This is a genomic window from Campylobacter geochelonis (assembly GCF_013201685.1).
GTDB lineage: Bacteria > Campylobacterota > Campylobacteria > Campylobacterales > Campylobacteraceae > Campylobacter_B > Campylobacter_B geochelonis.
Genome location: NZ_CP053844.1, coordinates 1,965,865 through 1,979,643 on the forward strand (window position 1 = coordinate 1,965,865; position 13,779 = coordinate 1,979,643).

The following is a 13,779-nucleotide window of genomic DNA, read 5'->3' on the forward strand; positions in this document are numbered from 1 at the left end:
CTGATTAAATTTATGCTTTTAAGCTTAAATATGCGTAAAATCAAAGGCTAAATTTCCATTTTAGAATTTCTGACAAATTTTATAAATATTTGCATTTAGCACTTTAAAAAACTGTTTTTGGCTAAATTAATTTAACTTTTCTAGCCAAATTTACAAAAATCTTTTACCGCAATTATGACTAAATTTATTTAAATTTCTTGTGCAAAACCTACATAAATTTGCTAAATCTTATGCAAAATCGCAACTAAACTAGCTAAATTCTCACGCCGCAAATGTGGCAAATTTATTTAAATATTTTATTATTAACAAAAACATTTTTATTTTAGATAATTTTTCGTAGTATAAAAATTAATAAAATTTAAAAATTTTGGATAGAAATTTATAAAATAGCGCAAAAACCGTTTGACAAAGATGGCTTTATTTACCATCTTTGCATTTATCTGTGGTTATCTTTGCGACTCTTTTGCCGCGGCTGCGTTTTGCTGGTTAACGTATTTTACTAGGTTATTTAGCATATTACAACCATTTGCGTTTCCAAGATCACACGAGAGTTTATATAAATTCGCTGCACTTTGGAAGTTTTGCCCAACACCTTGCCCCACTTCAAACATCGCGCCTAAGTTACTGCACGCGATTGATTGTTTGTTATCGCACGCATGAACGTATAAATCAACAGCCGTTTTAAAATTCTGCTCAACTCCAAGTCCGTTTTGGTACAAGTATGCTAAGTTGTTGCAAGCTAGCATGTTTCCAACATTGCACGAGCTAGCGTAAAGTTCTGATGCGACTTTAAGATTTTGCTCGACTCCAAGCGCATTTTGATATAAAAATGCTAAGTTGTTACAACCTTGTGGATCACCGTTACTGCAAGCTTTTAAGTATACTTCATGCGTTTTTGCTAAGTTTTGAGTAACTCCAAGCCCATTTTGGTATAAAACGCCAACGCTGTTGCAAGCAAACGAGTTGTTGTTATCGCAAGAACGCTCATAAAATTTCGCCGCTTTAGTTAAATTCTGTTCAACTCCAAGCCCATTTTGATACATCGAAGCTATGTTGTTACATGCTAAAATTTCATCTTGAGCGCACGCTTTTTCGTAGTAAATTTCAGCTTTTTTAGCATCGGCAGTCTCTCCAAGTCCATTTTGATACATAAAGCCTAAGTTGTTACAAGATGTAGCGCTACCTTTATCACAACCCTTTTTAAAGTAATTCATCGCCTCATATAAATTCGGTTTTTCACCATCTTTTGGCTCTAGTAGCTTAAGTCCGATTTGAAAACATTTCTGACTTTTACCAAGACTGCATAAAAGTTTGTCACTAAAAACATCGTTAAAATTTACACGCGAGTATAAAATATAACCAAACATAGCCAAAACACACACGCAAAGGACTACTATAATTTTTTTCAAATCAACTCTCCAAAAAGATTTTTTCATATTATATCATTAAAATTTTGCATATATATAAAATTCTTATCACAAAAGCAAAAAACTATAACGAGTGCGTGAAATTTATAAGCTACTTATTTGTAAAATTAAGATAAAATAACGCTCATTTAAGGCTTACATAGGAGAATTCATGTCTAGGATAGATAAAATTTTAAGAGTTGGCGTTGGACTGGCGATTTTAGTCATTTTCGGGCTTATAGCTCCGACGTGGTGGGCTCTTATAGGGCTTTTTCCGTTGGTTACTGGAGTTAGTGGTTTTTGTCCTATTTATAAAATTCTTGCTAAATTTAACCCATCTTCTAAAAAAATTAACTCTTAGGCTCTGCTTTAAATTTTGTAAAAATACTATAAATTTGCTATCAAAACTCCAGCATAACAAGCAAGCACCGATAAGCTAACGTTTAAAATAACATTTAACCCAAAGCTTGTAAAATTTCCACTTTGTAAAAGCAAAATATTTTCATAAGCAAAGGTTGAAAATGTCGTTAAAGCCCCTAAAAAGCCAGTTACTAAAAGGCTTCTTAGCTCGCTATTTATCACAAATTTATCACTTAGCGTCATAAAAACGCCGATTAAAAATCCACCCATAACGTTTACAAAAAGTGTGCCAAAAGGAAGTGTGTAAGGCAGAATTTTAAAACAAATTTGTGTTATCACAGCTCTTAAAATCGCGCCAAAAAACCCACCAACTCCAACTAAAAGCAACATCTTAAAGCTTGTCATAAACTTCTTGCATATCTTTTCTTAAATCCTCATACCACGTAGGACTTGTCGTATCTATCACATCTAAACAAGCCACCTTTACAACGCCTGAGTTTAAGGATATATTTTTAGCGTCTAAAAGCTTAAGAGTGTCTTTTAAAACGATTGGCTGAACCTTTAAATTTAGCTTTTGAATCGCTACTTTTGCACCATCTTGAAATTTCAAAAGCTTCTCGCCGCGCCCTCTTGTCCCTTCTGGAAACATCGCTATAACGCGCCCATTATCTACTCTATCTTTTATATCTCTTACTAAACTTACGATGCTTCTAGGGTTTTTCCTATCTACAGCTATCATCTTTGGAAGAGTTAAAATTTTACCTAAGATAAAAATCTCTCCAATCTCTTTTTTCGATACCCACGCTAAATTTTTTGGATAAATGTCTTCTAAGATAATAATATCAAGCATGCTTCTGTGATTTATCAAAATGATGTTGGCGTCTGGGTCAAATTCGCCTATTTGCTCTACTTTATAGCCGATGACAAGCTTTTGAAATTTAGCCCAAATTTGCCTGCATTTGTGGTTGGCTTTACGAAAAATAGCCATAGAAACAACTACTAAAAATATACTAATTACACATATTATAAAGTATAAAACGCCTCTAATTTTGTTCATTTTTGACACCTAAAATTTTATATAAATTCTCTTTATTTGTAAGCTTCGAGTTGTATTTTACTACAAAACCATCGCCTTTTTGATAACTTTCAATAAAGCCTTTTTGTTCGTTTAAACTAGCAAAATCTAATCCCCTAGCCTCATCTTTACTAAAATATATATTTTTAAACAGCGCTGGATTTGTTAGCGTAATCAAAAGCAAAAACCAGATAATGCCTATAACTGCGATAAGCATAGCAAGTTCATGTATGCCAAATTCACTCATCATAAAGCCACCAAAAACGCCACCTATAAAGCTTCCAAAATACCCAGCAGAGTTAAACACACCCAAAACTACGCCTTTTTGGTTAGACTTTGCAAATTTTGAAGCGCAGCTTTGCATGATTGGTTCGTGCATGTTAAATCCTATAAAAAACAGCACCACACCTACCATAAAGGCAAATTTCGTATCAACAACTGCAAAAATGGCGTATGAAAGTATGAAAAAAACGATTCCTAAAAGCAAAATTTGCTTACTAAGCCCACGTTTTTCGCCCACAGCTCCAGCAAATCCCATAGCCAAAAAGCCAAAAACCATCGCCACGCTATATACTTTATAAAGATGATTTTCAGGGTATCCCATTGAATTTACTAGCACGATTGGTATGGCTAAAAACGCCATTGTCATAAGCATCTTTTGAAAAAAGTTTGTTAAATTCATCAAACTTAAGTCTTTATCGCTTAAAATCTCGCTTAATGGAACGTTTTCTTGAAAAGATTTTATCTTGACCTCTTTAGGAACAGCTGTGTAAAGTAGCACTATACATAAAACCGTTAAAGCTGTGCTAATGTGAAAAAGGCTAGCAAGTCCAAATTTATCACTTAGAATCGGGCTTAAAACCATAGAACTAGCAAAAGCAACCCCTATCATCGCGCCCATTATAGCCATAGCTTTTCCGCGCTCTTCTTCTTTTGTAAAGTCGCTTATCATCGCAGTTGCCACAGCTCCAATCGCACCACAGCCTTGCAAAAATCTACCAAAAATCATCATATAAATATCATTTGTAAACCCGCATATCAGCGACCCAACTATAAAAATCGCAAGACCGATAAACATCGTATGTTTTCTGCCTATTTTGTCGGATAAAAGTCCAAAAGGAACTTGAAAAATCATCTGCATAAGCGCATAAATTCCAATCAAAACTCCCACTAAAACTTCATTTGCTCCTGGAAATTTCAAAGCATACAAGCTAATCACTGGCAAAAGTATAAAAAGCCCAAAAAAGCGCGTTGCAACGACAAAAGATAGAGATAAAACCGTCTTTAGCATATAAATTTATCCTTTTTTAAAAAGAGTAATTTTATCATAATTAGCTTTAACTTATAACAAATTTGAAATTTTTACCTAAATTTCTGCTAAAATAACGAAATTTATCAAAAAGGTTTAAAGTTGAAAATCGTTCTAGCAACAAGCAACAAAGATAAGGTAAAAGAGATAAAAGAGTTCTTTGAAGAATACGAAATTTACGCACTTAGCGAGATTATGCAGCCGTTTGAAATCATTGAAGATGGCACAACTTTTCAAGAAAATGCCCTTATTAAAGCGCGCGCTGTTTTTGCAAAACTTAGCGATGAGCAAAAAGGCGAATTTATCGCTCTTAGCGATGATAGCGGTATTAGCGTGGATGCACTTGATGGAGCACCTGGAATTTACTCTGCGCGTTTTAGTAGCGATATCGTGCCACATCCAACCGATGAAAGTAACCGCGCAAAACTGGCCTGTGAACTAAAAAAGCTAAACTTAACTCAAAGTAAAGCTCACTATACCGCAGCAATCGCGGTTGCGAGTAAATTTGGCGAGTTTGTAGAGTGCGGATATATGCACGGAGTTGCTATCGATAAGGAGCGCGGGAAGAATGGGTTTGGGTATGATTTTATGTTTATCCCTGATGGGTTTGATAAGACTGTCGGCGAGCTTGACTTAGCAACCAAACTTGCGATTTCTCACCGCTCAAATGGACTAAGAGCGATAAAACCAGTGCTTGAGATGTTAAAAGAGAAATTTAAAGGATAGATTTAGAATAATATTTTGACAACTATTAGATTTTAAAGATATAAATTTTGATTTATTATAAATGGATAGTTAGGTATAGCTTAAATTTAAAGATATAAAATTTCTATTTTATATAAATTCCTAGTTATAAAACTAAGCTTATCATTTTTTTATAGCGCTTAAATTTAGTCCACGCAAATTTCTTAGCCCCAAAAGGTAAGAAATCCGCGTGATGTTTTAAATATTTTATTTTGTGCGTTTGCAAATTTTACGTTTTTTGATAGCTAAATTTTGCCTATTTATCTGAATTTAGCTTTGGAAATTTGCTTACATAAACCTTTTTGTTTCCTTTTATACTCGCTTTTTACGCTTAACTTTTGCTAAAATATTTTAGCACGAGTAAATTTGTTTACTACTCTTGTTTGTGAGCGTATTTGGCGTTAAACTCATCTGTTTTACCTTCAACTAAAAGCTTGGCTTGTTCTACCCACTCTTCGCGGTAAATTCGACCTTTAAACGCTAAGTATCCATCGACCCATTCGATATTTTCTTTGTTCCAATTAGCGATTTGCTCAAATTTATAAATTCCAAGTGCGTTTAAGGACTTTTCGATGACATTTCCAATACCTTTAATCACTTTTAAATCATCTGGCGCAGTATCTGCTAAATTTAGAGCAACTGGCTTAAACTCATCATTTATAGCTATTTTTTCAGCACAAATTTCGCCACTTTGGCACGTTTTATCATCATCGCAAATTTTATCGCTAGAACAACTTTTATCTTCGTGGCTATGACAACCGCAACTTTGCTCATCTTTATGCGCGTCGCAATTGCAACTTTCATCGTGACAACAACTTTCATCTTTATCGTGGCAACAACAACCGCATTTTTTGCATAATTTGCAAGCTAAAAAACCTAAAATAAATCCCAAAATCGCCGCTATAATCAAACAAATCAACATTTTTGATGCTATTAAAAACATTATTTCTCCCTTATCTTAAATTCAACTCGTCTATTTTTTTGTTTATTTGCCTCGTTTGTGTTTGGCGCTATCTCTTTTGTATCGCCATATCCGATTGTATCTATTCTAGCGCTATCTATGCCACTTTTTATAAGATACTCTTTAACGCTATTTGCTCTATCTAGGCTTAGCTTTTTATTAAATTCCGCATTTCCATCACTGTCTGTGTGACCTTCGATTGTAAGGGATAGCTCTGGATTTTCTTTTAAAAGTGCAGCAATCGAATCAAGCAGCGAAGAAGAGTCTGCTTTTAGCGTTGCTTTGGCGGTTTGAAACTCTATAACCTTGCCATAAAGCAGCTCATAAATCTCTTTTTTTGCCACTTGTTGTGCGGTTGTAGCCTCTTTTATAGAGATGTTATTTTGAAATTTAACCCCATTTTGGTTAAGAACGGAAGAAATTTCATCGATTGCCTTTTGGCTTAGCGCCTCGCCTTGTAGTAAAAACTCGCCATTTTCATAGCTTAGTTTGCCATCTTCTATATTTGTTGCGAAGTAGTAGCTTAGGCTTTTTAGCACCTTTTGCCACTTTTTATCATCAGCTTCAATATCAAATTTAACACCATCTTTTTTAACCGGTGAGTAAAATTTACTCAAAGCCAAAATCGTTTCATCTAGGCTCTCTTCAGAGCTAAAAATTCCACTAACGACCATTTCTGAGCTATTTTTGCTAACAAAGTTGCTTGAGATAAAAGTGCGTTTTGGGCTGACTTTATTTATGGTGATGTTTTGTGTTTGGCTTTCTTGATTAAGCATTGTATGAATTTTTGGTGCTTTGGTAAATATGCAAATAATTATCAAAAGCAACAACAAAATCGCCGTAAGCACAGCTAGAAAAATCACTCTTTTTCTATTTTCGTGCGAGTTGTTTGTATCCATCTCTCCTCCTTTTTGGTTTTGCTATTTTAAAGCAGTTAATTTAACTATCTCTTTAACCACTTCGCTTGAAGCGCGAAGGGATTTAACTGGCAAATACTCATATATCGAGTGGAAGTTGTGCGCTCCGGTAAAAAAGTTCGGGCAAGGCACGCCTTTTTGAGAAATTACTGCGCCATCGTATCCACCACGCATAGGTTTTATATCTGGTATTATACCTAAATTTGCAAAAGCTTTTTTTACTGTTTTAATAGCCGGTGCATTATCGTTGTTTAGGTAGTTATAGACATTTTTGTATCTATCATTTAACTTTATTGCTACTCGCCCATCTCCCCAAAGTTTAGCGCACACACCGGCTAAATCTTGCAAAAACTGCATTCTTTGCTCATATTTTTTCTCATCAAATTCTCTTACATCTAGCTTTAAAACAGTTTTTGCAGAGTTTCCAGCTAGCTCTTTAACCCAAAAATATCCCTCTTTGCCATCTGTATACTCTGGAGCTTCGCCATTAGGAAGCATAGAGATAAATTTATGGGCTAGCAAAAGTGAGTTTACAAGCTTTCCTTTTGCGTTCATCGGATGGGCTGAAACGCCTTTAAATGTAACTGCTGCGTCTCCTGCGTTCCAGTTTTCATAGATTAGCTCGCCTATGCCACAACAGTCCAAGCAATACCCAAAATCAGCCCCAATCTCGCTTATATCAAGCGCTTTTGCACCAAGCAGACCTTGCTCTTCATCTGGCACAAAGCATACTACGACATCGCCGTGCTTGACATCTGGGTTTTGTGCGAAAAATTGCATAGCATTTATAATGCTAGCGATGGCTGCTTTATCATCAGCTCCAAGCAAACTCGTGCCATCAGTTGTGATAATCTCATCGCCGATGTAGTTTTCAAGCTCGCTAAATTCGCTCTTTTTAAGATAAATTCCAAGCTCTTCGTTTAAGCAGATATCGCCACCTTCATACTTTATGATTTTAGCTTTTGTGTCGTTGCTTTGCTCCAAGCTTGTATCCATATGGGCGAAAAAGGCTACGGTTGGGACTTTATAGCTTAAATTTGATGGTAAAACTGCGGTTGTTATTGAGTTTTCTCGCCTTTTGACATCTTTTAGTCCAAGCGCTTTTAACTCGCTTTCAAGCAGCTTTGCAAGTTCCATTTCTGCTGGATTTGAGGGCATTATGCCGTTTGCGCCATTTGCTTTGTTTGTCGTGGTGTTGATTTTAGTGTAATTTATAAATCTCTCTACTATATCCATAATCTATCCTTATATATAAATTTATTTTTATGAGTTTTTAAAATGTAAGTTAAAAATTTGAGCGTTTTTAAGATATAATTTACGCATTTCATACCTGCTTTAAATTTAAAGTAAGAGTTAAATTTATTTAATTTAAACCTGTTTAAAATTATACTTCAAAAAGGTTTAATATCTTTATAAATTTAAAAACTAAAAAAGAGTTTTTTAAGTTTGTAGAATTTGGTTTAAGGGTTAAATTTATGTTTGGTAAAGAGTAAATTTGGGTAAAAATTAATATAAATTTTGGTTTAAATTTATAGTTAATTGCTTAAATTTAAACCAAAAAGTGGTAAATCTAGGTTTAATCTACCACTTTATAGCGCAGTTTAATCCTCTTTTGGATACTCTTTGCACTCGTTTTTAGCTATCTCTCTACTTATCTTATAAGCGCAAAATTTTGGTCCACACATCGAGCAAAACTCAGCGTCTTTAAAGACATCTTGAGGCAAGCTCTCATCGTGATATTCGCGCGCTCTTTCCTCATCAAAACTAAGCGCAAACTGCTCGTTCCAGTCGAAGTTATATCGTGCGTCACTCATCGCGTGGTCTTTTTCTATCGCGCCAACTCTTTTAAGTGCGACATCTGCTATGTGAGCTGCGATTTTATGTGCGATAATGCCCTCTCTAACATCTTTTGCATTTGGTAAGCCAAGGTGTTCTTTTGGTGTGACATAGCAAAGCATACTCGCTCCACAATACGCCGCCATCGCCCCACCAATCGCACTTGTGATATGATCATATCCAGCGCCGATATCTGTAGGAAGCGGTCCAAGCACATAAAATGGCGCGTCATTGCAAAGCTCTTGCTCTAGCTTCATGTTATACTCAATCTCGTTAAATGGCACATGTCCAGGACCTTCTATCATCACTTGAACATTTTTTTCATACGCTTTTTTTGCCAACTCGCCAAGCACTTTTAGCTCGCTAGTTTGGGCTTTATCTGTTGCATCATATAAACAACCTGGACGCAAACTATCGCCTAAAGACAGCGCCACGTCGTATTTAGCGCAAATTTCAAGGATATCATCAAAGGCTGAATAAAATGGATTTTCTTTATGATAGTGCATCATCCAAGTTCCCATCAAACTACCGCCTCTGCTTACTATGCCCATTTTTCGCTTAGCAACAAGCGGCATAAACTCTAGTTTAAATCCAGCGTGAATCGTAAAGTAACTAACGCCTTGAATGGCTTGTTTTTCAAGCACATCAAGCATAGTTTTTATATCTAAATTCTCGATTTCGCCAACATCATGTATGATTTGATACATCGGAACTGTTCCGATAGGAACGCTAGAATGGGATATCAAAGTTCGCCTAATCGCGTCTAAATCCCCACCAGTGGATAAGTCCATAACCGTATCAGCGCCGTATTTTATAGAAATTTCAAGCTTTTCTAGCTCCTCTTCTACACTACTTGAAATACTTGAAGAGCCGATATTTGCGTTAATCTTGCACTTTGAAGCGCGACCGATTGCCATGGGAACTAGGTTTGTGTGATTTATGTTTGCAGGGATAATAAGCCTTGCTTTTGCTATCTCGCTTCTTACAAATTCAGGCTCTAGGCGCTCGATTTTAGCCACATATTCCATTTCGGGCGTGATAATACCAGCTTTTGCGTAGTAAAGCTGAGTGGGAGTTTTATCAGTTTTTCTGTTTTCGCACCAAATTTTTCTCATCAAAGTCCTTTTACAAAAAATTGGGTAAATATAGCATTATTTCTTATAAACAAACCTTTATAAATTTTATAAGGTGATAAATTTAGTAGATTTTTATCTTATAAATTTATCGCTGGTTTTATAACGCATATAGATAAAGAAAAGTTTTTTGGTGTAAATTTCAAATTTTATAGAGAAAATAGTGCAAAAAGTCTTAAATTTAAGCTATACAGTTATGATTATTTACGCTTATTTTAAAGATTTAAATTTTAGTATAAAATCTTCTAGTATGAATTTTGGTGCGAATTTATCTTAAATTTAAAAGTAGTTTTTAATACTGTTTTGTAGTTTGTGTAGTTTATTTAAATAATTTCTATTTTGCATATTAAATTTAAGGCTAAATTTATTTAAGTTAATAAATTTGCTTACGGATTTGACAGAGTAAAAGTGGTAAATTTATCTTATTTACCACTTTAAAGCACCTAAATTTACTTAACTAGTGCGAACTAAGAATCTAGCCTTTTAAATTTAGCTAAATTTAAAGAATTTAAACCTCATACCTTTGTCCTGGTTTCATCTCTATTATCTCCCACGGAAGCCCTTGTTTGTTTAGCTCATCCATAAATGGCTTAGCATCAAACTGCTCCATGTTAAACACGCCTTTACCACTCCAAATGCCCTTTGCAACCATCATCGAACCTATCATCGCAGGAACGCCAGTTGTGTAGCTAACCGCTTGTGCGCCAGTCTCTGCAAAGCACGCTTCATGGTCGCAAACGTTGTATATATAAACTTGACGCTCAAGCCCATCTTTTAGCCCACGAATCACGCAACCGATGTTGGTTTTGCCCTTTGTTCTTGGTCCAAGAGAAGCTGGATCTGGAAGAAGTGTTTTAAGAAACTGAATCGGCACGATTTTTACACCATTATGCTCAACTTCATCGATGCGTAGCATTCCTACGTTTTCAAGGCATTTCATATGCGTTAAATAGCTTTGTCCAAAGGTCATAAAAAAGCGAATTCTCTTAAGCCCTTTGATGTTTTTAACTAAGCTCTCAAGCTCCTCGTGATACAAAAGATAGCTATCTTTTACGCCAACGCGCGGATAATCCCACTTAAACATTATCTGCATAGGCTCAGTTTCTATCCACTCGCCAACGCCTTTATCGTTTTTTTGCCAGTATCTGCCTTTTGCGCTAACTTCTCGTAAATTTATCTCTGGGTTAAAATTTGTTGCAAAGGCGTATCCGTGGTCGCCTGCGTTACAATCAAGTATATCGATCTCATGTATCTCATCAAAAAGATTTTGTTGTGCGTAGGCGCAAAAGACATTTGTAACGCCTGGATCAAAGCCGCTTCCAAGAAGTGCCATCGTGTTTGCGTTTTTAAACTCGCCATCTTTTGCCCACTGAAGTTTATACTCAAATTTCGCCGTATCTGGATGCTCGTAGTTTGCGGTGTCGATGTAGGGAATTCCAGCTTTTACGCACGCATCCATAAGTGTTAAGTCTTGATAAGGAAGCGCTACATTTAAAAGCAAATCAGCTTTTGTTTTTTTGATAAGTTCTACAACCGCGTCTGTATCATCAGCGTCGATTTTAGCGGTAGAAATCTCTACGCCAAGGCGCTCTTTGATAAATTTAGCTATTGCATCGCACTTACTTTTGGTGCGACTTGCTAGGGTTATGTTTGTAAAAACTTCGCTGTTCATAGCGCATTTTACGGTAGCTACTTGACTAACGCCACCAGCTCCGATGATTAAGATATTTGCCATTTGATATCCTTGTGATTAAATTTATGTATTTTAGCAAAAAATGGATAAAAGTTGAGAGTCTTACAAGAGGGATATAAATTTTTTAAATGATTTTATCAAAAAATTTCTTTAAGTTTTAAGTTAGCGCTCGGTGTTTAAAATACAAAAAAAGATGAGTTTTAAAAGCTAAATTTAGACTAAGCTTTATGGAAAATGGGCATTCTAAGAATTACGCTTAATATAAATTTAAGCTTTTATAGCTAAATTTAACTTCTGCTTTTGGCTTTAAAATTTTATTTTTTATATTAAATCGAAGAAATTTTACGAAAAACAAGTTTAAATTTACCTATTATTTGCTAAATTTAGATTTTAAAAATATCTATGACAAGGAAGAATATGGTTGAAACATCTATAATGGAGTTTAAATTCGCTTTTTTTACTATGCTAAAAAACCTAAATGACGGCAGCGTGGTTATCACGCTTGATTTTTACGCTACGCTTTTGTGTATTTGTATCGTTTTGTTAATCGGAACAGTTATCACAAACAAGTCCAAATTTTTATATAAATACGATATCCCAGTGCCTGTAACTGGCGGTTTGATTGCTGCGATACTGTTTTTTGTGCTTGATGTCACTTTTGGTGTGAGATTTGCTTTTGAAAGTAGTATAAAAGATCCGTTTATGCTTATGTTTTTTACATCAGTTGGGCTTGGCGCAGACTTTGCAAGCTTGAAAAAGGGCGGTAGACTTCTTGTGCTTTTTGGCATTGCGGTTTGCTGTTTTTTATTCGTCCAAAACTTCATCGGCGTAGCTGTCATGAGCGTAATGGGAGAAAATCCACTTTTAGGCTTATTAGCAGGTTCGATTACGCTAAGTGGCGGGCATGGAACGGGCGCTGCTTGGAGCGATGTGTTTATGCAACCTCCATATAACTTTATGGCGGCAAAAGAGATAGCTATGGCGAGTGCGACTTATGGACTAATCGCAGGCGGTCTTCTTGGAGGGCCTGTAGCACAACATCTAATAAGAAAATTTAGTCTAAAACCAACCGAGAAAAACTATGAAGGAACGGTTAGCGATGAGGTCTTTTCAGAGCCTGGCAAACAGCGCCTAATCACATCAGAATCTTTCGTAAAAAGCCTTGGGTTGTTTGCTTTTGCGATGTTTATAGGCACAACTATAAGCTATATGACAAAGGGCACGGCGATTACGCTGCCGACTTTTGTTTGGTGTTTGTTCTCTGGAATTATTATAAGAAATTTATTTTCATACTTAAATATCCATCAAATTTTTGATAGAGAAGTTGGAGTTATAGGAAATGTGAGCTTGTCGCTTTTCTTGGCAATGGCGATAATGACTCTAAATTTAGTCGAACTTACAAAACTAGCAGTTCCTTTGACTGTGCTTTTGGCTATCCAAACGGTTGCGATTATTCTTTATGTAAGATATGTTACATTTAAAATCTGCGGAAGTGACTATAATGCTGCTTGTATGGTGGCTGGACACTGTGGTTTTGGTATGGGCGCTACACCAACTGCGATAGCAAACCTACAAGCTGTAACAAACCACTTTGGACCTTCTAGAATCTCATTTATCATAGTGCCTGTTATGGGCGGATTTTTCGTAGATATCGCAAATGCTTTGGTTTTAAAACTGTTTTTGTTTTTACCTATGTTTGGGTAAGCTTTTTAAAAAATCTAGGCTTTTTATCATGCTCAATGCATGGTAGAAAGTCTATGTTTGAGCAAATTTATACAGCCGCTACGCTTTGGCGGTTTCTAAATTTAGACAATTTGTTTGATTTTACTAAAATATTTTTTAATATTAAAATGTAAAATTTCTTCTATAAATAACAAAAGCGCCTTGTGTTTTGCTAAAATGCTTCCAAGCTTAAAAAACTAAAATCATATGATAAATTTATCCGTGCGCTAAGGTTTGTTTTAATAAATTTGTTTAGTTTATGGTATTTGGCAAATTTCTATCTTGGTAATTTTACAAATTTATTAAACATTATGCTTAAGATTTTACTAAATTTAGATAGCTTGATAGTTGTTGTGATAATCTTGATAATAATGTTTTTATATTTTAAGTTATAATTTCTTTTAAATTTATATAGTATAATTAAGTTAAATTGTATTACAATTAAAAATATGCAATGGTGTATTAACTGTTTTTATGCGAAATAATTCAGTTTTTAAAATAATTGTTATTTTTAATTGATATATAAAACATATAAATTTAAGCAAAGGCGCTATTTGCCAATTGTTCTTTAATATTTCAAACATACAAAATAAAAACCCTGTCGTAAAATCTAGATATAAATA

Annotated in this window: 12 protein-coding genes; 3 read left to right on the forward strand and 9 right to left on the reverse strand. The window is 35.1% G+C overall.

The genetic code is table 11. From position 1 onward, the window contains the following. Positions 1 to 446 precede the first annotated feature (446 nt). Entirely contained in the window at positions 447 to 1,436 is a 990-nt protein-coding gene (locus CGEO_RS09005; RefSeq protein WP_075493113.1) for an SEL1-like repeat protein, read from the reverse strand. A 142-nt stretch (positions 1,437 to 1,578) separates the two neighbouring features. Here CGEO_RS09005 and CGEO_RS09010 point away from each other — a divergent pair, with 142 nt between their 5' ends. Then, positions 1,579 to 1,767 (forward strand): YgaP family membrane protein, encoded by a 189-nt coding sequence (locus tag CGEO_RS09010; protein WP_075531162.1) that lies wholly within the window; start codon positions 1,579 to 1,581, stop codon positions 1,765 to 1,767. 26 nt (positions 1,768 to 1,793) lie between these two features. On the opposite strand, the gene crcB is transcribed toward CGEO_RS09010, so the two are convergent. The 3 genes from crcB to CGEO_RS09025 are packed head-to-tail and all read right to left on the reverse strand — an operon-like array spanning position 1,794 to position 4,132. After that, on the reverse strand, positions 1,794 to 2,156 hold the full coding sequence (gene crcB, locus CGEO_RS09015) for a fluoride efflux transporter CrcB (RefSeq protein WP_172658136.1): 363 nt from the start codon (positions 2,154 to 2,156) through the stop codon (positions 1,794 to 1,796). A gap of 1 nt (position 2,157) precedes the next feature. After that, entirely contained in the window at positions 2,158 to 2,823 is a 666-nt protein-coding gene (locus CGEO_RS09020; protein ID WP_075493110.1) for a lysophospholipid acyltransferase family protein, read from the reverse strand. Further along, a complete protein-coding gene (locus tag CGEO_RS09025; RefSeq protein ID WP_075493109.1) occupies positions 2,810 to 4,132 on the reverse strand; it encodes an MFS transporter in 1,323 nt (440 codons plus the stop codon). Before CGEO_RS09025 ends, CGEO_RS09020 begins: the two co-directional genes overlap by 14 nt. 120 nt (positions 4,133 to 4,252) lie before the next feature. Between CGEO_RS09025 and CGEO_RS09030 the strand changes: the two genes are divergently transcribed. After that, positions 4,253 to 4,876 carry a non-canonical purine NTP pyrophosphatase gene (locus tag CGEO_RS09030; RefSeq protein WP_075540040.1) on the forward strand — a complete coding sequence of 208 codons (624 nt, stop codon included), beginning with the start codon at positions 4,253 to 4,255 and terminating at the stop codon, positions 4,874 to 4,876. 391 nt (positions 4,877 to 5,267) lie between these two features. Here CGEO_RS09030 and CGEO_RS09035 read toward each other — a convergent pair whose 3' ends face one another. From CGEO_RS09035 to CGEO_RS09055, 5 genes are all read right to left on the reverse strand, one after another. Beyond that, entirely contained in the window at positions 5,268 to 5,837 is a 570-nt protein-coding gene (locus CGEO_RS09035; RefSeq protein WP_075493107.1) for a helix-hairpin-helix domain-containing protein, read from the reverse strand. Continuing rightward, positions 5,837 to 6,754 carry an OmpA family protein gene (locus CGEO_RS09040; RefSeq protein WP_075540039.1) on the reverse strand — a complete coding sequence of 306 codons (918 nt, stop codon included), beginning with the start codon at positions 6,752 to 6,754 and terminating at the stop codon, positions 5,837 to 5,839. The genes CGEO_RS09035 and CGEO_RS09040 overlap by 1 nt, the downstream gene beginning before the upstream one ends. 21 nt (positions 6,755 to 6,775) lie before the next feature. After that, complete coding sequence (pepT, locus tag CGEO_RS09045) at positions 6,776 to 8,008, reverse strand: peptidase T (protein ID WP_075540038.1); 1,233 nt, start codon at positions 8,006 to 8,008, stop codon at positions 6,776 to 6,778. A gap of 365 nt (positions 8,009 to 8,373) precedes the next feature. Next, a complete protein-coding gene (gene thiC, locus CGEO_RS09050; protein WP_075493104.1) occupies positions 8,374 to 9,723 on the reverse strand; it encodes a phosphomethylpyrimidine synthase ThiC in 1,350 nt (449 codons plus the stop codon). Positions 9,724 to 10,249: 526 nt separating this feature from the next. Then, complete coding sequence (locus CGEO_RS09055; RefSeq protein ID WP_075493103.1) at positions 10,250 to 11,476, reverse strand: saccharopine dehydrogenase family protein; 1,227 nt, start codon at positions 11,474 to 11,476, stop codon at positions 10,250 to 10,252. A gap of 420 nt (positions 11,477 to 11,896) precedes the next feature. On the opposite strand from CGEO_RS09055, the gene gltS reads away from it, so the two are divergent. After that, the gene (gene gltS, locus CGEO_RS09060) at positions 11,897 to 13,138 is read left to right on the forward strand and encodes a sodium/glutamate symporter (protein WP_075493214.1); all 1,242 of its coding nucleotides are present in this window, start codon (positions 11,897 to 11,899) and stop codon (positions 13,136 to 13,138) included. Positions 13,139 to 13,779: the final 641 nt, after the last annotated feature.